Raw genomic sequence first — 20,006 nt, 5'->3', positions numbered from 1 at the left:
ACGTATCCCCCCGTGTCTTCACTTTGCTCCTGACGTCACGGCGCGGAACGAATTGGAGCCCCCCATTCCGTTGCGCCCGTCAGGTGTCGCGAGATGAGCAAGAATCAAATTCACCTCAGCTACGAGTGTTCACTATAGAGCGGCGCCAATGGCGCCTGTCAACTGCTTACATGGCCGGTCACATACGTTGACTGGCGGGTAGCCAGTCTTGCCCTGGTGAACTGGGGGAGGGAACCCCTGAACGCATGTCCACGGTGTGGATTCTGTCTCTCGAACTGATTGACTGTGGATGGATGTGGGAGGCGCGGAGGAGGTGCCGGAAGATGTCCGACCGGCCGTCAGACGAGCCCGGCGGCCGGTCCGGAGCGGTCACCGGGACGCCATCGTCCTCATGTGTGAACCAGCGGCACCGCCGCTGCTGCTGTTCACTAAACAGAGGCGCTGTATCGTGTGCCTGGACGCCGGTTTGCCGAGCGGCGGGGGCATCAGGGAGGGGGACGCGTGTCGCCAGGGGAAGCGCACGTCGCACCGTACTCACGGCGCGAGCGGCTGCGCATCGCGACCATCCGTGAGATCAAGGACGTGGCCCGGACGCTCCTGGTCCAGGAGGGTCCGGAGAATGTCACCATCCGGGCCATCGCCCGTGAGATGGGCATGACCGCGCCGGCTGTCTACCGCTACTTCAGTAGCCGTGACGCGCTCATCCTCCAGCTGCGGGTGGACATCTTCGAGGAGATGGCCCGCTTCATGCGCGGGGTCCTCGGCAAGCTCCCGGAGGACGAGCCCGGCCGCAGGCTGATCAGCGGCTCCCGGGCGATGCGGGTCTGGGCGATCAAGCACCCCCATGAGTTCGGTCTCATCCTGGGGCCGTGGGCCCCAGGGCTCGGCCGGGGGGAGACCAAGCCCGAGCGCCATATGGGGCTGGTCCTCGGCTCCGTCTTCTCCGATCTGGTCTCCGACCTGTGGCGGCTGCGCGGCTTCCCCGCCCCCGAGGGCGAGGAGCTCGACGCCGGGCTCGCCCGCCAGCTGGCCACCCTCAGCGAGGACCAGGACGTCGACATGCCGCCCGGCGCCATCGCGGTCATGCTCCGCTGCTGGGTGCGGCTGTACGGGGTGATCTCCATGGAGGCGCTGGGCCATATGTCCTTCGCCCTGGCCGAGGGGCAGTCCTTCTTCGAGTTCGAGCTGCGCAGCCTCTGCACGGTGCTCGACATCGACGAGTTCTACGAGGACGTGGCCTGAACCGGTCACCCCGCGCACCCGGCCCGGCGCCGGGCCGGGTGCGCGCCCGCGTCGGGGCATGAAGCGGGCACATGGGGGTGTACTCCCGTACATCTGTACACCAGGAGGCGTAAGCTGGAGCAATGCCCATCCGGATCATGTCGGACCCGGGCCGTTGTCCCCTGTTCGGGGGCTCCGGGCCGGACGGCCTTGACCTGGTGGCGCGGCGTGTCCGGATCGTGCCGACCCTGGTAACCGGTGTAGAACGGGGGATGTGACGGCATTGGCTACACGGCCCCTCTCCAGCGCTCCCACGGGCCCCGGTCGCCGGGATCCGCAGGGTGTCCTGGTCCTCACCCGTACGCCTGGCTGTCCACGGTGACCGTCGAGGGCGAGCGCAGCCGTTCCTTTACCACGTCGAGCAGCCCGACCGTCGAGCAGCAGGCCGCCCGCGCCGTGCTCGCCAAGGCCGCGCACGAGAACTTTCCGGTGGCGCCCTTCTTCCTGCCGCGCGCCTGGCGCACCGACCTCATGGCGATCTACGGCTACGCCCGGCTGGTCGACGACATCGGCGACGGCGACCTTCCCCCCGGCGGTGCCGACGCCGCGCTGCTCGGCCTCGACCCCGGCCACGCGGACGACACCCTCGCCCTGCTCGACGCCTTCGAGGCGGATCTGTACCGGGTCTTCGACGCCACCGCCACCCCGCGCCATCCGCTGCTGCGCGCTCTGCGCCCCACCGTCCACCGCCATGGCCTCACCCCCGGGCCCTTCCTCGGCCTGATCGAGGCCAACCGCCAGGACCAGCGGGTCCGGCGGTACGCCGGCTACCAGGAGCTCTTGGACTACTGCGAGCTGTCCGCCAACCCGGTGGGGCGGCTCGTCCTCGGCATCACCGGCACCGCGAGCCCCGAGCGGATCCGCCGCTCCGACGCGATCTGCACCGCTCTCCAGATCGTCGAGCACCTCCAGGACGTGGCCGAGGACCTCCGCAGGGACCGCGTCTACCTCCCCGCCGAGGACATGAAACGCTTCGGGGTGACCGAGGCCGATCTCGCCGCCCCCAGGGGCGGCACATCGGTGCGTGCCCTGGTCGCGTACGAGGCGGAACGCGCTGAGGCCCTGCTGAATGAAGGCACCCCGCTGGTGGGTAGCGTCCACGGCAGGCTCAAGGTGCTGCTGGCCGGATTCGTGGCCGGGGGGAGGGCCGCCTTGCGGGCGGTCGCGGCCACGGGACATGACGTACTCCCTGGACCGCCCAGGCCCACCAAGCTCAGCCTGCTGCGCGAGGTGGGGGCGACACTGCGAAGAGAGGGGTGAGCCGGACCGTGAACGGATCTCCGCACGCGTCCGCGCCAGTGCTTGCGGCGTACCGCTACTGCGAGGCCGTGACCGGGCACCAGGCCCGCAACTTCGCCTACGGCATCAGGCTGCTGCCCACCGACAAGCGGCACGCCATGTCGGCGCTCTACGCCTTCTCGCGCAGGATCGACGACATCGGCGACGGCACCCTCGACGCCGACGCCAAGCGGGCCCGGCTCGCGAGCACCCGCACCCTGCTCGGCCGGATCAGGAACGGCGGGATCGACGAGGACGACACCGATCCGGTCGCCGTCGCGCTCGCCCACGCCGCCCACCGCTTCCCCATCCCGCTCGGCGGGCTCGAGGAGCTGATCGACGGCGTGCTGATGGACGTGGCCGGGCAGACCTACGAGACCTGGGACGACCTCAAGGTCTACTGCCGCTGTGTGGCGGGCGCCATCGGGCGGCTCTCGCTCGGTGTCTTCGGGACCGTGCCCGCCGCCGGACACAGCGAGGACGAGCTCGGGCGCGCTCCCGAGTACGCCGACACCCTCGGCCTCGCCCTCCAGCTGACCAACATCCTGCGGGACGTCCGGGAGGACGCCGCCGCCGGGCGGACCTATCTGCCCGCCGAGGACCTGGCCAAGTTCGGCTGTTCCGGCGCGTTCCGCCGCTCCACCGCCCCGCACGACGCCGACTTCACCGGCCTGGTCCACTTCGAGGTGCGACGGGCCAGGGCGCTGTTCGACGACGGCTTCCGGCTGCTGCCGCTGCTGGACCGCCGCAGCGGGGCGTGCGTGGCCGCCATGGCGGGGATCTACCGCAGACTTCTGGACCGTATCGCCCGGGACCCCGCGGCCGTCCTGCGCGGCCGCGTTTCGCTGCCCGCCCACGAGAAGGCGTATGTCGCCGTGCGCGGGCTGGCCGGACTCGACGCCCGCGCGGTCGCGCGCCGCCGGGCCGGGGGGACGGTCTCATGACGGCCCCCCTCACCCACCCCGGCCACCGGGGCGGGCCCCTGGCGGAGGGCACCGCGCGCGGCCGCGGCGCCCTGGTGATCGGCGGCGGTCTCGCCGGTACGACGGCGGCGCTCGCCCTCGCCGACGCCGGGATGCGGGTGACGCTCCTCGAGGGGCGCCCCCGCCTGGGCGGCCTGGCCTTCTCCTTCCGCCGCTCGTCATCCGCGGGCGAGCTGACCGTCGACAACGGCCAGCATGTCTATCTGCGGTGCTGCACCGCCTACCGGTGGTTCCTCGACCGGCTGGACGCGGCTCAACTCGCCCCGCTCCAGGGCCGGTTGGACGTACCCGTACTGGATGCCTCGGGCCGCCCGGGGCGGCGGCTCGGGCGGCTGCGCCGCACCGCCCTGCCGGTGCCGCTGCACCTCGCCGCGAGCCTCGCCTCCTATCCGCATCTCACCTTCGCCGAGCGCGCCCGGGTGGGCCGCGCCGCGCTCGCCCTGGGACGGCTGGACCCCGAGGACCCGGCCCTGGACGGCGAGGACTTCGCGAGCTGGCTGCACCGCCACGGCCAGTCGCCGCGCGCCGTCGAGGCGCTGTGGGACCTGGTCGGCGTGGCCACGCTCAACGCCACCGCCCGCCACGCCTCGCTGGGTCTGGCCGCCATGGTCTTCAAGACCGGGCTGCTCTCCCGGCCCGGCGCCGCCGACATCGGCTGGGCCCGCGCCCCCCTCGGTGAACTGCACCACACCCTCGCCCGTGCCGCGCTGGACACCGCGGGCGTCCGCACCGAGCTGCGCACCCGGGTGACCGCCGTCATCCGCACCCCCGAGGGCCGCTGGCGCCCGCACCTCGCCGACGGGACCGTCCCCGCGCGGCCGCTGGAGGACGCGGACACCGTGGTGTTCGCCGTACCGCAGCACGACGCCCACGCCCTGCTGCCCGACGGCTCCCTCGACGACCCGGACCGGCTGCTGCGCATCGGCACCGCGCCCATCCTCAATCTGCATGTGATCTACGACCGCACCGTGCTGCGCCGCCCGTTCTTCGCCGCCCTCGGCAGCCCCGTCCAGTGGGTCTTCGACCGCACGGACGCCTCCGGGCTGCGGCAGGCCCCCGGGGCCGGGCAGAGCCAGTACCTGGCGGTGTCGCAGTCCGCCGCCCACGACGAGATCGACCGTCCGGTGGCCGAGCTACGCGTCCGCTATCTGCCCGAACTGGAGCGGCTGCTGCCCGCCGCCCGCGGCGCCGGGGTGCGGGACTTCTTCGTCACCCGGGAGCGCACCGCCACGTTCGCCCCCGTTCCCGGCGTCGGCCGTCTGCGGCCGACCGCCCGTACGAACGCGCCCGGCCTCTACCTGGCCGGTGCGTGGACCGCCACCGGCTGGCCCGCGACCATGGAGGGCGCCGTGCGCAGCGGGCTGTCCGCTGCCCGCGCGGCCCTCTCCGACATCGGCCGCCAGCATGTGAATCAGCTCCCCGCCCCTGGCGGGGGGCCGCCCGAGGAGGCGGCATGAGCATCACCACAGAAAACAGAGGAGAGACCGTGACCCCGGCGACCCCAGCTGTCGACACAGCGAGCGTGAACGCGCTGCTGGAGCGCGGCCGTACGCTTGCCACGCCGGTGCTGCGCGCAGCCGTGGGCCGGCTCGCCCCACCCATGGACACCGTCGCCGCCTACCACTTCGGCTGGATCGACGCCGAGGGCCGCCCCACCGCGGGCGACGGCGGCAAGGCCGTCCGCCCCGCGCTGGCGCTGCTGTCGGCCGAGGCGGCGGGCGCCGCCCCGGAGACCGGCGTGCCCGGCGCGGTCGCGGTCGAACTGGTCCACAACTTCTCGCTGCTCCACGACGACCTGATGGACGGCGACGAGCAGCGCCGCCACCGCGACACCGTATGGAAGCTGCACGGACCGGCGCAGGCCATCCTCGTCGGGGACGCGCTGTTCGCGCTGGCCAACGAAATACTGCTGGAGCTCGGCACCGCGGAGGCCGGGCGGGCGACCCGCCGGCTCGCCTCCGCCTCCCGGGATCTGATCGACGGCCAGGCCCAGGACATCTCCTTCGAGCACCGCGAGCGGGTGACCGTCGAGGAGTGCCTGGAGATGGAGGGCAACAAGACCGGCGCGCTGCTCGCCTGCGCCGCCTCCATCGGCGCCGTCCTCGGCGGGGCCGACGACCGCACCGCCGACGCCCTGGAGCGCTACGGCTACCACCTGGGGCTGGCGTTCCAGGCCGTCGACGACCTGCTCGGCATCTGGGGTGACCCGGAGGCCACCGGCAAGCGCACCTGGAGCGATCTGCGTCAGCGCAAGAAGTCCCTGCCGGTGGTCGCCGCCCTGGCCGCGGGCGGACCCGACTCCGAGCACCTGGCCCAGATCCTCGCGACCGACGCGCACAAGCCGGACGCGGAGTTCGCCGACTTCTCCGAGGAGGAGTTCGCCACCCGCGCCGCGCTGATCGAGCAGGCCGGGGGCCGGGACTGGACCTCGAAGGAGGCCCGCCGCCAGCACGCGACCGCCATGGAGGCGCTCGACAGGGTGGACATGCCCGCCGCCGTCCGCGCCCAGTTCGTGGCGCTTGCCGACTTTGTCATCGTACGAGAGAGATGATCGCCTTTCGCCGCGCCTAGCTCGCAGTCGCCGGCCGGCCCCCAGCCGGGGTCGGCCGACTCGAGGCCCCAACGACGGCAGAGATCGCACACTGCAGAGGGGAAGCCATGACAGCGACAACCGTCCAGTCCTCCGAGTCACCCGAGTCCGAGACGTTAGAGGCCGCACGGAAGGCGACGGCCCGAGCGGTCGACCATCTGCTCTCCCGCCAGGACGAGCGGGGCTGGTGGAAGGGCGACCTCGAGACCAACGTCACCATGGACGCCGAGGACCTGATGCTCCGGCAGTTCCTGGGGATCCCGGACGCCCGCCTCCTCGACGCCGCGGCCCGCCATCTGCGTGCCCAGCAGTGCGAGGACGGCACCTGGGCCACCTTCCACGGCGGCCCGCCCGAGCTGTCCGCCACCATCGAGGCGTATGTCGCCCTCCGGCTGGCCGGGGACGAGCCGGACGCCCCCCATATGGCCGCGGCCTCCGCCTGGGTGCGCGCGGAGGGCGGTATCGCCCGCAGCCGCGTCTTCACCCGCATCTGGCTGGCCCTCTTCGGCTGGTGGCGCTGGGAGGACCTGCCCGAGCTGCCACCCGAGATCATCTACTTCCCGAAGTGGCTCCCGCTCAACATCTACGACTTCGGCTGCTGGGCCCGGCAGACCATCGTCCCGCTCACCATCGTCTCCGCCCACCGCCCCGTGCGCCCCGCCCCGTTCCCCCTCGATGAGCTGCACACCGATCCCCGGCGGCCGAGACCACCGCGCCGCCCCGCCCCCATCGCCTCCTGGAACGGCGCCTTCCAGCGGCTGGACCGGGCCCTGCACGCCTACCGCAAGGTGGCCGTCGGACCGCTGCGCCGGGCCGCGCTGCGCTCCTGTGCCCGCTGGATCGTCGAACGGCAGGAGAACGACGGCTGCTGGGGCGGTATCCAGCCGCCCGCCGTCTACTCCCTGATCGCCCTCCACCTCCTCGGCTACGACCTCGACCACCCGGTGATGCGCGCCGGGCTCGCCTCGCTGGACCGCTTCGCGGTGTGGCGGGAGGACGGCAGCCGCATGATCGAAGCCTGTCAGTCCCCGGTCTGGGATACCTGTCTGGCCGCCATCGCGCTCGCCGACGCCGGACTCGAGCCCGGTCACCCGGCGCTGGTCAAGGCCGCCGACTGGATGCTCGCCGAGCAGATCGACCGGCCCGGCGACTGGTCGGTGCGGCGGCCCGGACTGCCCTCCGGCGGCTGGGCCTTCGAATTCCACAACGACAACTACCCCGATATCGACGACACCGCCGAAGTCATCCTGGCGCTGCGCCGGGTCGACCACCCCGAGCCCGAGCGGATCGAGGCGGCGGTGCGGCGCGGTATGCGCTGGACGCTCGGGATGCAGTCGAAGAACGGCGCCTGGGGCGCCTTCGACGTCGACAACACCAGCCCGCTGCCCAACCGGCTGCCGTTCTGCGACTTCGGGGAGGTCATCGACCCGCCGTCGGCCGATGTCACCGCGCATGTCGTGGAGATGCTCGCCCACGAGGGCCGGTCCTACGACGCCCGCACCCGGCGCGGCATCGCCTGGCTGCTGGCCGACCAGGAACCCAGCGGGGCGTGGTTCGGCCGCTGGGGCACCAACTACGTCTACGGCACCGGGTCCGTCGTCCCGGCGCTGATCACCGCCGGCGTCCCCGCGTCCCACCAGGCCGTCCGCCGCGCGGTGCGCTGGCTGGAGAGTGTGCAGAACGAGGACGGTGGCTGGGGTGAGGACCAGCGCTCCTACCCCGACCCGGAATGGATCGGCCGGGGCGCCTCCACCGCCTCCCAGACCGCGTGGGCGCTGCTGGCGCTGCTGGCGGCGGGGGAGCGGGAGAGCAAGGCCGTCGAGCGCGGGGTCGGCTGGCTGGCCGCCACACAAGCGGCGGACGGCTCCTGGGACGAGCCGTACTTCACCGGCACCGGCTTCCCCTGGGACTTCTCCATCAACTACCACCTGTACCGGCAGGTCTTCCCCCTCACGGCACTCGGGCGATTCGTCCATGACGAGGCCACCGGGGCGCGGCCGCGGAGATCCTGATGTCCGCCGGACCGGCCCCGGACCCCGCGGGCCCGCCGCTGCTGATCGCCTGTGCGCTCGGCATCGAGCGGTTCGCCCTTCGGGGAGGCGACGCGGACGGGGCCGCCGGACCGGTGACCGTGCTGCGCACCGGGATGGGGCCGCAGGCCGCCGAGCGGGCGGTGGCCCGAGCGCTGGCCGGGACCTCCGACGCCCCCGCGGTCCCCACCGCCGTTGTCGCCACCGGCTTCTGCGCCGGACTCGCCCCCGGGATGCACCCGGGGGATCTGGTGGTCGCCGACGAGACCCGCGACCCGGCCGGGCGCACCGTGTGCGCCGGCACCGCGTTCCTCGCCGACGCCCTGTCACATCTGGTGCCGTCCGAGCCCCCGCGCGGCCCGCGGCGGACCGTGCACATTGGCCCGGTGGCCGGATCCAACCATGTGGTGCGGGGTGCGGAACGGGCCGCGCTGCACTCCACCGGCGCCATCGCGGTGGACATGGAGTCCGCCGCCACCCTGCGCAGCGCCGTGCGCCAGGGCGCCCGCCCGGTTGCGGCCGTACGGGTGGTCGTGGACGCCCCGGAACATGAACTCGTCCGGATCGGCACGCTGCGCGGTGGAATATCTGCCTTCCGGGTACTACGGACCGTTCTTCCCGCATTTTTCGACTGGCACCGCAAATCGCTGCTCCCAGGAGGTGAGCTAGATGGCCATGCCTCTCCGACAGACCATCCGGGTCGCGACGTATCTCTTTGACCAGAAGGTGATCAAGCGCCGGGACAAGTTCCCGCTGATCGTGGAGCTCGAGCCGCTCTTCGCCTGCAATCTCAAGTGTGAGGGCTGCGGAAAGATCCAGCACCCGGCCGGGGTGCTGAAGCAGCGGATGCCGGTCGCGCAGGCGGTGGGCGCGGTGCTGGAGTCCGGGGCGCCCATGGTCTCCATCGCGGGTGGTGAACCGCTGATGCACCCCCAGATCGACGAGATCACCCAGCAGCTGGTGGCCCGGCGGAAGTACGTGTTCCTGTGCACCAACGCGATGCTGCTGCGCAAGAAGATGGATCTGTTCACCCCCTCCCCGTACTTCGCCTTCGCCGTGCACATCGACGGGCTGCGGGAGCGGCACGACGAATCGGTGGCGAAGGAGGGGGTGTTCGACGAGGCGGTGGCGGCCATCAAGGAGGCGAAGCGGCGGGGCTTCCGGGTCACCACCAATTCCACCTTCTTCAATACCGACACCCCGCAGACCGTCATCGACGTGCTCAACTACCTCAACGACGACCTCAAGGTGGACGAGATGATGATCTCGCCCGCCTATGCCTATGAGAAGGCGCCCGACCAGGAGCACTTCCTCGGTGTCGAGCAGACCCGAGAGCTGTTCAGAAAAGCGTTCGCGGGCGGCAACCGCCGCCGCTGGCGGCTCAATCACAGTCCGCTGTTCCTGGACTTCCTCGAGGGCAGAACGGACTTCCCGTGCACCGCGTGGGGCATCCCCAACTACTCGCTCTTCGGCTGGCAGCGCCCCTGCTATCTGATGAGCGACGGCTATGTGCCCACCTACCGTCAGCTGGTGGAGGAGACCGACTGGGACAGTTACGGCCGCGGCAAGGACCCGCGCTGCGAGAACTGCATGGCTCACTGCGGCTACGAGCCCACCGCCGTCCTGGCCACCATGAGCTCGCTCAAGGAGTCGCTGCGCGCCGCGCGGGAGACCGCCACAGGGGGCCGGTGACGCCATGAGCGCAGGGGAGCCCGTCTCACTCGGCCTGCCCGCGGTACCGGGCAGGCCGCTCGCCCCACGCCGCCGCTCACGCCGCCTCCAGGTCGGGTCGGTGGCGGTGGGCGGTGACGCTCCGGTGTCGGTGCAGTCGATGACGACGACGGTGACCGCGGACATCGGCGCCACCCTCCAGCAGATCGCGGAGCTCACCGCCTCCGGCTGCCAGATCGTGCGGGTGGCGTGCCCCTCGCAGGACGATGCCGAGGCGCTGCCGGTGATCGCGCGGAAGTCGCAGATCCCGGTGATCGCCGATATTCACTTCCAGCCGAAGTACGTGTTCGCGGCGATCGATGCCGGGTGTGCGGCGGTGCGGGTGAATCCGGGGAACATCCGGCAGTTCGACGACAAGGTCAAGGAGATCGCCAAGGCGGCCTCGGACGCCGGGGTGCCGATCCGGATCGGGGTGAACGCGGGGTCGCTGGACAAGCGGCTGCTGGAGAAGTACGGCAAGGCCACGCCGGAGGCGCTGGTGGAGTCGGCGCTGTGGGAGTGCTCGCTGTTCGAGGAGCACGGTTTCCGGGACATCAAGATCTCGGTGAAGCACAACGACCCGGTGGTGATGGTCAATGCCTACCGTCAGCTGGCCGCGCAGTGCGACTACCCGCTGCACCTGGGGGTGACCGAGGCCGGTCCGGCGTTCCAGGGAACGATCAAGTCGGCGGTGGCCTTCGGCGCGTTGCTCAGCGAGGGCATCGGCGACACCATTCGCGTCTCCCTGTCGGCGCCTCCGGCGGAGGAGGTCAAGGTCGGCATCCAGATCCTGGAGTCGCTGAACCTGCGCCAGCGCCGTCTGGAGATCGTCTCCTGCCCCTCCTGCGGCCGCGCCCAGGTGGATGTCTACAAGCTCGCCGACCAGGTCACCGCGGGTCTGGACGGCCTCGAGGTGCCGCTGCGTGTCGCCGTGATGGGCTGTGTGGTCAACGGTCCCGGTGAGGCGCGGGAGGCGGACCTCGGTGTGGCCTCCGGCAATGGCAAGGGCCAGATCTTCGTCAAGGGCGAGGTCATCAAGACCGTGCCCGAGTCCAAGATCGTGGAGACCCTGATCGAGGAAGCCAGGAAAATCGCGCGGCGCATGGAGGACAACGGGGATCCCTCGGGTACCCCGGACGTCACCGTGAGCTGACACACGAGGAGGGGATCCAAGCATGTCGTTGTTGGAGAACATCCGGGGCCCGCACGACCTCACCGCGCTGACCGGAGAGGAACTGGCCGCGCTCGCCGAGGAGATCAGAGCGTTCCTGATCACCGCCGTGGCCAGGACCGGAGGCCATCTCGGCCCCAATCTGGGCGTGGTCGAGCTGTCCATAGCACTGCACCGTGTCTTCGACTCACCGGCGGACCGCATCCTGTGGGACACCGGCCACCAGAGTTACGTCCACAAGCTGCTCACCGGCCGCCAGGACTTCTCCAAGCTGCGCCACAAGGGGGGCCTCTCCGGCTATCCGTCGCGCGCCGAGTCCGAGCACGACGTCATCGAGAACAGCCATGCCTCCACCGTGCTGGGCTGGGCCGACGGGCTCGCCAAGGCCAACGAGGTGTACGGCAGGACCGACCGGCATGTGGTCGCCGTCATCGGCGACGGCGCGCTGACCGGCGGGATGGCCTGGGAGGCCCTCAACAACATCGCCGCCGCCCGGGACCGGCCGCTGATCATCGTGGTCAACGACAACGAGCGCTCCTACGCGCCCACCATCGGCGGCCTCGCCGACCACCTCGCCACCCTCCGCACCACCGACGGCTATGAACGCGTGCTGGCCTGGGGCAAGGACGTCCTGCGCCGCACCCCCGTGGTCGGCCAGCCGCTGTACGGATCGCTGCACGGCGCCAAGAAGGGGCTCAAGGAAGCCGTGGCGCCGCAGGGCATGTTCGAGGACCTGGGGCTGAAGTACGTCGGACCCATCGACGGACACAACACCGAGGCCGTGGAGTCCGCGCTGCGCCGTGCCAGGCGGTTCCACGGCCCGGTCCTGGTCCACTGCCTCACCGAGAAGGGCCGCGGCTACCGGCCCGCCCTGGAGGACGAGGCCGACCGGTTCCACACCGTGGCCGCCATGGACCCGCTCACCTGCGCGCCCCTCATCCCGTCCGGCGGGTGCTCGTGGACCTCGGTGTTCGGCGAGGAGATGGTGCGGATCGGGGCCGAGCGGCCCGATGTGGTCGCCCTCACCGCCGCCATGCTGGACCCGGTCGGCCTCACCGGCTTCGTCGAGGCGTACCCGGAGCGGGTGTGGGACGTGGGCATCGCCGAGCAGCACGCCGCGGTCTCCGCGGCCGGGCTGGCCACCGGCGGTCTGCACCCGGTCGTCGCCGTCTACGCCACCTTCCTCAACCGCGCCTTCGACCAGGTGCTGATGGATGTCGCTCTGCACCGCTGCGGGGTCACCTTCGTGCTGGACCGGGCCGGTGTCACCGGCACCGACGGGCCCAGCCACAACGGCATGTGGGACATGTCCGTGCTCCAGGTGGTGCCGGGGCTGCGGATCGCCGCCCCGCGCGACGCCGACCGGCTCCGCGCCCTGCTGCGCGAGGCGGTCGCGGTGGACGACGCGCCGACCGTCGTCCGCTTCCCCAAGGAGTCGGTGGGCGCGGCGATTCCGGCGCTGGACCGGGTCGGCGGGATGGACGTGCTGCGGCGCGACGCGCCCGACGGCGGCGATGTGCTGCTGGTGACGGCCGGAGTCATGGCCGCCACCGGGCTGCGCGCCGCCGAGCTGCTGGCCGAGCGCGGTATCCACTGCACGGTGGTGGATCCGCGCTGGGTCAAGCCGGTCGACCCCGCGCTCCCCGGGCTCGCGGCGCGCCACACGGTGGTGGCGGTCGTCGAGGACAACGTGCGCAGCGGCGGGGTGGGCGCGGCGGTGACCCAGGCGCTGAGCGACGCCGATGTCGACCTGCCGGTACGGACGTTCGGCATCCCCGAGGAATTTCTGCCGCACGCCAAACGCGCCGAGGTGCTCGCCGAGATCGGGCTGACCCCCGCCGAGATCGCGGGCCGGATCGGCGCGGCCCTGGCCCGTACCGACGCACCGCGCGGCGCCCGCCGCGCCATCCGCCGCACCGCCGCCAAGGAGAGCCGGGCATGACAGCAGCCGAGCAGCGCACGGGCTTCGACCTCGGGCGGCTCCTGGCCGAGCGCGCCGGTGAGCGCTACGACCTGCACGCCCGCTATCTCAACCACCAGCTGCCGCGGATGCTGCACACCATCGGCTTCGACAAGGTCTACGAGCGGGCCGAGGGCGCGTACTTCTGGGATGCCTCGGGCCAGGACTACCTGGATATGCTCGCCGGGTTCGGGGTGATGGGCCTGGGCCGTCACCACCCGGTCGTCCGCAAGGCGCTGCACGATGTGCTGGACGCCTCGCTCGCCGATCTGACCCGTTTCGACTGCCAGCCGCTGCCCGGACTGCTCGCCGAGAAGCTGCTCTCCCACGCCCCGCATCTGGACCGGGTCTTCTTCGGCAACAGCGGCACCGAGGCGGTGGAGACGGCGCTGAAGTTCGCCCGCTTCGCCACCCGCAGGCCGCGCGTTCTGTACTGCACGCACGCCTTCCACGGGCTGACCGCCGGCGCGCTGTCGGTCAACGGCGAGGGCGGCTTCCGCGAGGGCTTCGCCCCGCTGCTGCCCGACACCGTGATCGAGCTGGGCGATCTGGCCGCGCTGGAACGGGAGTTGGCGCGCGGGGACGTGGCCGGGCTCATCGTCGAGCCGATCCAGGGCAAGGGGGTGCACGCGTCACCGCCGGGCTTTCTGGGCGCCGCCCAGGAGCTGCTGCGCCGCCACAAGGCCCTGCTGATCGCGGACGAGGTGCAGACCGGGCTGGGCCGCACCGGGGACTTCTTCGCCTACCGCCACGAGGAGGGCGTCGAACCGGACCTGGTGTGCGTGGCCAAGGCGCTGTCGGGCGGCTATGTGCCGGTCGGGGCGACCCTGGGCAAGGACTGGATCTTCAAGCGGGTCTATTCCTCGATGGACCGGGTGCTGGTCCACTCCGCCAGCTTCGGGTCCAACGCCCAGGCGATGGCGGCCGGGCTCGCCGTCCTGTCGGTGATGGAGGACGAGCAGATCGTCGCCAACGCCCGGCGCACCGGCGATCTCCTGCGTGAGCGGCTCACCGCCCTGGTGGACCGCTATGAGCTGCTGCACGATGTGCGCGGCCGTGGCCTGATGATCGGCATCGAGTTCGGCAGGCCCTCCTCGCTCGGGCTGCGCAGCCGCTGGGCGATGCTCCAGGCCGCGCGCAAGGGGCTGTTCGCGCAGATGGTGGTCGCTCCGCTGCTCCAGCGCCATCGCATCCTCACCCAGGTCTCCGGTGACCATCTGGAGGTGATTAAGCTGATCCCGCCGCTGATCATCGGCGAGCGGGAAGTGGACCGTTTCGTCGGGGCGTTCACGGCGGTCATGGACGACGCACACGCGGGCGGCGGTCTGATGTGGGAGTTCGGGCGGACTCTCGTCAAGCAGGCGGTGGCCCACCGCTGAACCGATGGGGGAACGGGCGATGCTGGACACGACCACGGTGGGGGCCGTCAACACCCTGACCGCGCGCTGGGCGGGTCGCGCGGTGGCGGGCGAGGGCACCGTCTTCACCGGGGCCGGGGTGTGGACGCTGCTGGCGCTGCTCGCGGGCGGGTCCGGCGGCCCGGCCCGCGCCGAGCTGGAAGGCGCGCTGGGGGTGAGCGCGGACGGCGCGACGGCGCTGGGCCGCGAACTTGTCGGGGCGCTGGCCGCGATGGACGGCGTGGACGCGGCCACCGGGCTGTGGACCAAGCAGAACCTCGCCATCAAGCCCGAGTGGGAGGCGGAGCTGCCGCCGGGTGTACGCGGCATGCTGACCGGCGACTGCGAGCGGGACCGCAAGGAGCTGGACGCCTGGGCCGCCGGGCAGACCCGGGGCGAGATCGCGCGGATGCCGGTCCCGGTGACCTCGAGCACCGTGCTGGTCCTGGCCGGTGCGCTGATGCTGAGGACCACTTGGGTGCAGCCGTTCGAGACGGGGTGGATGTGCCCCTCCGGCGGCCCCTGGGCCGAGCGGTCGCTCGCCGGACTCACCCGCCGTACCACCGATCTCGACGGAACCCTCAAGGTTGTCCAGGACACCCCGGCCGGACCGCTGACCTTCTCCGGGGTCGCGGGCGACAACGGCCTGGACGTCCATCTGGTGCTCGGCGGCGAGGACGTCGGAGGTGCCGAGGTCCTGGAGGCGGCGATCACCGCGGTCGGCCGACCCGGCCTGTCCGGTTCGCAGCTGCCGCTGGGCGACGCGGCCCCTGGCGTCAAGGTCAGGGAGATCACCAGCATGGACCCCACGTCCTTCCTGGTGCTCGACGTCCCGCAGTTCACGGTGCGGGCCGAGCACGATCTCATGGACAACGCGGAGTTGTTCGGGCTGCGGTCCGCGCAGGACGACAGCCGGGGGCACTTCCCCGGGATCAGCGACTACCCGCTGGCCGTGTCCTCCGGGGGACAGTCCATGACGGCCTCGTTCAGCCGGGAAGGGTTCTTCGCGGCGGCCGTGACCGCGTTCGCGATCAATCCGGGCGGGGTACCGCAGCGGACGCAGAAGGCGAAGCTGCTCAGCGTCGACTACGACCGGCCGTTCGGCTTCCTGGCCGTCCACCGCGCCACCGGTCTGGTGCTGGCGGCTGGCTGGGTGACCGAGCCCGAGGAGGGTGCGGACAGCATGTTCGCGCCGCGCCGCCCGGGGCGACCGCAGCCGCGCCTCGGACCGGGCAACTGAGCCGGGCGGGCCGGGACTTCCCGGCCCGCGTCCGTGACCGCGCCCCCGGCCGGGGAACTGCGTGACCAGCCACGAGGCAGCCGCGGACATATGACGGCAGCCGCCACACTTCCCGCGGAGCGCTGGGGCGCGTCAGCCGGTGAGCAGCCGCTCCCGCAGCCGCTCGCGCTGCGGGGCGGTCAACCCGAGCCCCTCGGTGAGATAGCGCTCGGTGCCGCCCCAGGTCTCCTCGATCGTGGTGAAGGCGGCCGACAGATACTCGAGGCGGGCGTCGAACAGCGGGAGGAGCAGCGCCAGCACCTCCGGTGACATGGTGTCCTCGCCCCCGCCCTTGCGCCAGATCTTGTAACGGCGGTGGGCGGCGGCCGACTCCAGGTAGTCGGCCTCGATGACGTCCCGCTCCACACCGAGGGCGAGCAGGGTCACCGCGATCGACAGACCCGCCCGGTCCTTGCCCGCGGAACAGTGCATCAGCACCGGGGAACTGTCCTCCGCGATGGCGCTGAGCATCCGGCTGTGCTCACCGAGCCGGGCGGTGATGATGGTCCGGTAGGAATCGATCATCCGCTGCGCGGCACGCCCCTCGTCCAGCAGCTGCCGCAGGGTGTTGAGGTCGCCCTCGCGCACCATCGTCCAGAACCCGGCGCCGTCCGCCGGGTCGGACAGCGGGAGATTGACGTTGCGCACGCCCTTCAGCGTGACGTCCGGCCCCTCCAGCTTGATGTCGGCCGCGTTGCGGAAGTCGAAGACGGTGTGCAGTTTCAGCGAGTCGAGGAAGACGGTGTCCTCCTCCGTGGCATGGGCCAGATGGCCACTGCGGAACAGCACACCGTGGCGCAGCCGCCGGCCGTCGGCGGTCGGCAGCCCGCCCAGATCACGGAAGTTGCGTACCCCCACCAGTACGGCCTGGGGGACCTGCGGGGGCTGCTGCGTCACGGGCGCTCCTCGGGTTCGGCCGCCCGGACCTCTGACCGGCGGGGCGGGTTCTGCCGACCATACGACATGGGTGCACAGGGCAATCAGCCCCGCGGAACCGCGCGGGGGCATTGCCGTACCGGCTCAGCTCCCCGATCCTGTTGATGCCTGTTGAGAATTGGGGAAGTGTGATGATTGATATCGGCGGAAACGGTCGGGTCTGGGCGCTGTCGGGGCGGCGCAGCAGCTACGCCCTCCATCTCACCGACCGCGATGAACTGCTCCACCTCCACTGGGGTCCGCGGATCGCGGTCGAGGACGCCGAAGCCCTCGCCGCCGAGCCCGGCCCCCCGGAGCGCGGCTTCGAATCCCCGCTGGACGGGCGCGAGGAGTATCCGGTCGAGGGCGGGCCGCGCTTCGTCCGCCCCGCCCTGTCCGTGCGCACCCCCGGCACCTCCGGCATCCGCGGCACCGAGTGGCGCTTCGAGCACAGCGCCGTCGGCGAGGACGGCCTCGCGCTGCGCTTCCACGATCCGCTGCACCACCTCGGGATCACCCTCCACTACCGGATGCGCGACGACGGCGACGTCCTCGAGCGCTGGGCCACCCTCCGCCACACCGGCACCGCGGACCACCCCCCGCTGGAGCTGTTGCGCGCCGACTCAGCGGCCTGGTCGCTTCCGGCCCGCGACCGCTGGCGGCTGACCCATCTGTACGGGCGCTGGGCGGCGGAGAGCCGGATCGCCCGGACCGATCTCACCCCCGGTGAGAAGGTGATCGGCAGCCGCCGCGGCCACACCAGCCACCACCATCTGCCCTGGGTCGCGCTGGACGGCGGCGACGCCACCGAGGAGAGCGGTGAGGTCTACGGCTGTGCGCTCGCCTGGTCCGGGTCCTGGCGGATCGCCGTCCAGCAGCTGTCCGACGGAGCCGTCCAGACGGTCGGCGGGGTGGGCCACGACGACTCCGGCCAGCTGATGCTGGCACCGGGGGAGTCCTTCACCACCCCGGCCTTCGCGGGGCTGTGGACCGACGGCGGCTTCGGGGCCGCCAGCCGCGCCTGGCACTCCTGGCAGCTCGCCCATGTCATCCCGGACGCCGACGCCCTGCGGCCGGTGCTCTACAACTCCTGGGAGGCCACCGAGTTCGATGTCGGCGAGGAGCAGCAGCTCAGGCTGGCCGGGCTCGCCGCCGACCTGGGCGTTGAGCTGTTCGTCGTCGACGACGGCTGGTTCGGGGCACGGACCGGTGACCGGGCCGGGCTCGGCGACTGGACCCCCAACCCGGACCGCTTTCCACACGGTCTGAAACCGCTGGCCGAGGAGGTGCGCGCACGGGGCATGCGGTTCGGCATCTGGGTCGAGCCGGAGATGGTCAACGCCGACAGCGACCTCTACCGCGCCCACCCCGACTGGGTCCAGCACCACCCCGGCCGGGTACGCACCGAGTTCCGCCATCAGCTGGTGCTCAACCTGGCCCGCCCCGACGTCCGTGAGCATCTGTGGGAGTCGATGGACGCCCTGCTGCGCAGCGCCCCCATCGACTATGTGAAGTGGGACTTCAACCGGTCCTTCACCGACGCGGGCTGGCCCGGCGACGGCTATCCGCAGCGGCTGTGGACCGAGCATGTGCACGGGCTGTACGCACTGCTGGGGCGCCTGCGCGCCGCCCACCCCGAGGTCGCCTTCGAGTCCTGCGCGGGCGGCGGCGGCCGGATCGACCTGGGCGTCCTCCGCCTCACCGACCAGGTGTGGACCTCGGACAACACCGATCCGCTGGACCGGCTCAGCATCCAGCACGGATTCGGCCAGCTGCACCCGGCCCGGGTGATGGCCGCCTGGGTCACCGACAGCCCCAACGCCATGGGCAACGCCCGCGCCTCCTCGCTGCGCTTCCGCTTCGTCAGCGCGATGGCCGGAGTGCTGGGCGTCGGCGGCGATCTGGCCCGGTGGAGCGAAGCCGAACTCACCGAGGCCCGCGACTGGGTGGCGCTCTACAAACGGGTGCGGCCGGTCGTCCAGCACGGTGAGCTGTACCGGCTGCGGCCCCCGGACGGAGGCGGGCTCAGCGCGGTCCAGTACGTCCACGGCGCGGAGACCGTGGTGCTGGCCTGGCTGCCCGCGCAAGCCTACGGCGAACCACAGCCCCCGGTACGGCTGCGCGGTCTGGACCCGGCCGCCCGCTACGAGGACCGGGCCACCGGAGAGATCCACCGGGGAGCGGTGCTCAGCCACCGGGGGCTGCGGACCGGGCTGCGCGGTGACCTCGACGCGGCCGTATTCCACCTTCGCCGCCTTTGACAGCTTCCGTGCTCGGTTCTCCTCCGGGGCGCCGGCAGCCGCTGTCGACGGTCGACCGTGCTCGGCCCCTCGTTCCTCAGGGCCTCCGCGCGCTCTCCCTTTCGACAGCGGCGCGCCCCTTCGGCTCACTCGCAGAGTGGGAAACATCACCACTCGTCAACCCCTGGTTACGATGGCGTAAGTCACGTCCTGAGGTGAATGATGTCCCGACGTGGCAGACGATTCGAAGATAGTGAACAACGGTGGGATCGGGTCGTACGCAGCCGTCGGCGACAGCTTCACCGAAGGCGTCGGTGATCCCGGTCCTGACGGGGCGTTTGTGGGCTGGGCGGACCGGCTCGCGGTCCTGCTCTCCGATCAGCGGCCCCAGCACGATTTCCGCTACGCCAACCTCGCCGTACGCGGCCGGCTCCTCGACCGGATCGTCGAGGAGCAGGTGGCGCGCGCGATCGAACTCAGCCCCGATCTGGTCACCTTCTGTGCCGGGGGCAATGACATCCTGCGGCCCGGCAGTGACCCGGACGATGTGGCCGCCCGCTACGAGGCCGCCGTCTCCGACCTGGTGGCCCAGGTCGGCACGGTGATGGTGTGCACCGGCTTCGACACCCGGGACGTACCGGTGCTCCGTCATCTGCGCGGCAAGATCGCCACCTATACCGCCCATGTGCGGGCGATCGCCGACCGCTACGGCTGTCCGGTGCTGGACCTGTGGTCGCTGCGCTCGGTCCAGGACCGCCGCGCCTGGGACGAGGACCGGCTCCATCTGTCGCCCGACGGGCACACCCGCGTGGCGCTGCGGGCCGGTCAGGTACTCGGCCTCGAGGTGCCCGCCGACCCCGACCAGCCCTGGCCGGCGGAGGGGCAGCGCAGCGCGGCCGAGGTGCGCCGGGACAACATCCACTGGGCGCGTGAGTATCTGGTGCCGTGGATCGGACGACGGCTGCGCGGGGAGTCCTCGGGCGACCATGTCGAACCCAAGCGTCCCGATCTGCTGCCGCTACGGCCCTGAGTGGTCCCGAAGGAATAGGGGCAGACCCCCGTTGGCGCCGCGCTCATCGCGGCGGCGCTTCGCTGTCCCTATTCCCTCGGCACCGCTCGTCCCGTGCGGACAGCGGATGCGGCTCGTGCGTCCCGTGGTGTTCCGTGCGTTC

Annotated in this window: 15 protein-coding genes; 14 read left to right on the top strand and 1 reads right to left on the bottom strand. The window is 71.7% G+C overall.

The window, feature by feature from the left end; genetic code table 11:
* The first annotated feature begins 501 nt into the window (after window positions 1-501).
* The 12 genes from AC4BEG_RS06145 (at window position 502) to AC4BEG_RS06090 (ending at window position 15,640) form a co-directional block, all read left to right on the top strand.
* Window positions 502-1,242, top strand: coding sequence for a TetR/AcrR family transcriptional regulator (locus AC4BEG_RS06145; RefSeq protein ID WP_490704884.1), 741 nt, complete (start codon window positions 502-504; stop codon window positions 1,240-1,242).
* A gap of 435 nt (window positions 1,243-1,677) precedes the next feature.
* Complete coding sequence (gene hpnC, locus AC4BEG_RS06140) at window positions 1,678-2,541, top strand: squalene synthase HpnC (RefSeq protein WP_490706993.1); 864 nt, start codon at window positions 1,678-1,680, stop codon at window positions 2,539-2,541.
* The gene (hpnD, locus tag AC4BEG_RS06135; RefSeq protein ID WP_490704883.1) at window positions 2,538-3,503 is read left to right on the top strand and encodes a presqualene diphosphate synthase HpnD; all 966 of its coding nucleotides are present in this window, start codon (window positions 2,538-2,540) and stop codon (window positions 3,501-3,503) included. The genes hpnC and hpnD overlap by 4 nt, the downstream gene beginning before the upstream one ends.
* Window positions 3,500-4,999, top strand: a complete 1,500-nt coding sequence (hpnE, locus tag AC4BEG_RS06130; protein WP_490704882.1) for a hydroxysqualene dehydroxylase HpnE — start codon at window positions 3,500-3,502, stop codon at window positions 4,997-4,999. The genes hpnD and hpnE overlap by 4 nt, the downstream gene beginning before the upstream one ends.
* Entirely contained in the window at window positions 4,996-6,093 is a 1,098-nt protein-coding gene (locus AC4BEG_RS06125; protein ID WP_490704881.1) for a polyprenyl synthetase family protein, read from the top strand. Before hpnE ends, AC4BEG_RS06125 begins: the two co-directional genes overlap by 4 nt.
* Before the next feature lie 107 nt (window positions 6,094-6,200).
* Window positions 6,201-8,144: a squalene--hopene cyclase gene (shc, locus tag AC4BEG_RS06120; RefSeq protein WP_490704880.1), complete on the top strand. Its 1,944-nt coding sequence runs from the start codon at window positions 6,201-6,203 to the stop codon at window positions 8,142-8,144.
* Complete coding sequence (locus AC4BEG_RS06115; protein WP_490704879.1) at window positions 8,144-8,881, top strand: phosphorylase family protein; 738 nt, start codon at window positions 8,144-8,146, stop codon at window positions 8,879-8,881. The genes shc and AC4BEG_RS06115 overlap by 1 nt, the downstream gene beginning before the upstream one ends.
* Window positions 8,832-9,854: an adenosyl-hopene transferase HpnH gene (hpnH, locus tag AC4BEG_RS06110; protein ID WP_490704878.1), complete on the top strand. Its 1,023-nt coding sequence runs from the start codon at window positions 8,832-8,834 to the stop codon at window positions 9,852-9,854. The genes AC4BEG_RS06115 and hpnH overlap by 50 nt, the downstream gene beginning before the upstream one ends.
* Before the next feature lie 4 nt (window positions 9,855-9,858).
* A complete protein-coding gene (ispG, locus tag AC4BEG_RS06105) occupies window positions 9,859-11,025 on the top strand; it encodes a flavodoxin-dependent (E)-4-hydroxy-3-methylbut-2-enyl-diphosphate synthase (protein ID WP_490704877.1) in 1,167 nt (388 codons plus the stop codon).
* A 22-nt stretch (window positions 11,026-11,047) separates the two neighbouring features.
* Entirely contained in the window at window positions 11,048-12,985 is a 1,938-nt protein-coding gene (gene dxs, locus AC4BEG_RS06100) for a 1-deoxy-D-xylulose-5-phosphate synthase (protein WP_490704876.1), read from the top strand.
* Entirely contained in the window at window positions 12,982-14,382 is a 1,401-nt protein-coding gene (locus AC4BEG_RS06095; RefSeq protein WP_490704875.1) for an aspartate aminotransferase family protein, read from the top strand. Before dxs ends, AC4BEG_RS06095 begins: the two co-directional genes overlap by 4 nt.
* A gap of 19 nt (window positions 14,383-14,401) precedes the next feature.
* Window positions 14,402-15,640: a serpin family protein gene (locus tag AC4BEG_RS06090; RefSeq protein ID WP_490704874.1), complete on the top strand. Its 1,239-nt coding sequence runs from the start codon at window positions 14,402-14,404 to the stop codon at window positions 15,638-15,640.
* A 132-nt stretch (window positions 15,641-15,772) separates the two neighbouring features.
* On the opposite strand, the gene AC4BEG_RS06085 is transcribed toward AC4BEG_RS06090, so the two are convergent.
* On the bottom strand, window positions 15,773-16,576 hold the full coding sequence (locus AC4BEG_RS06085; RefSeq protein WP_490704873.1) for a tyrosine-protein phosphatase: 804 nt from the start codon (window positions 16,574-16,576) through the stop codon (window positions 15,773-15,775).
* A 170-nt stretch (window positions 16,577-16,746) separates the two neighbouring features.
* On the opposite strand from AC4BEG_RS06085, the gene AC4BEG_RS06080 reads away from it, so the two are divergent.
* Entirely contained in the window at window positions 16,747-18,855 is a 2,109-nt protein-coding gene (locus tag AC4BEG_RS06080) for an alpha-galactosidase (protein ID WP_490704872.1), read from the top strand.
* A 211-nt stretch (window positions 18,856-19,066) separates the two neighbouring features.
* Window positions 19,067-19,864, top strand: a complete 798-nt coding sequence (locus AC4BEG_RS06075) for an SGNH/GDSL hydrolase family protein (protein WP_490704871.1) — start codon at window positions 19,067-19,069, stop codon at window positions 19,862-19,864.
* The last annotated feature ends 142 nt before the right edge of the window (window positions 19,865-20,006 follow it).

This window comes from Streptomyces sp. JLBJ103 (genome assembly GCF_058215575.1).
The sequence above is the reverse complement of the archived record's forward strand: the minus strand, read 5'-3'. Positions and strand labels throughout refer to the sequence as shown.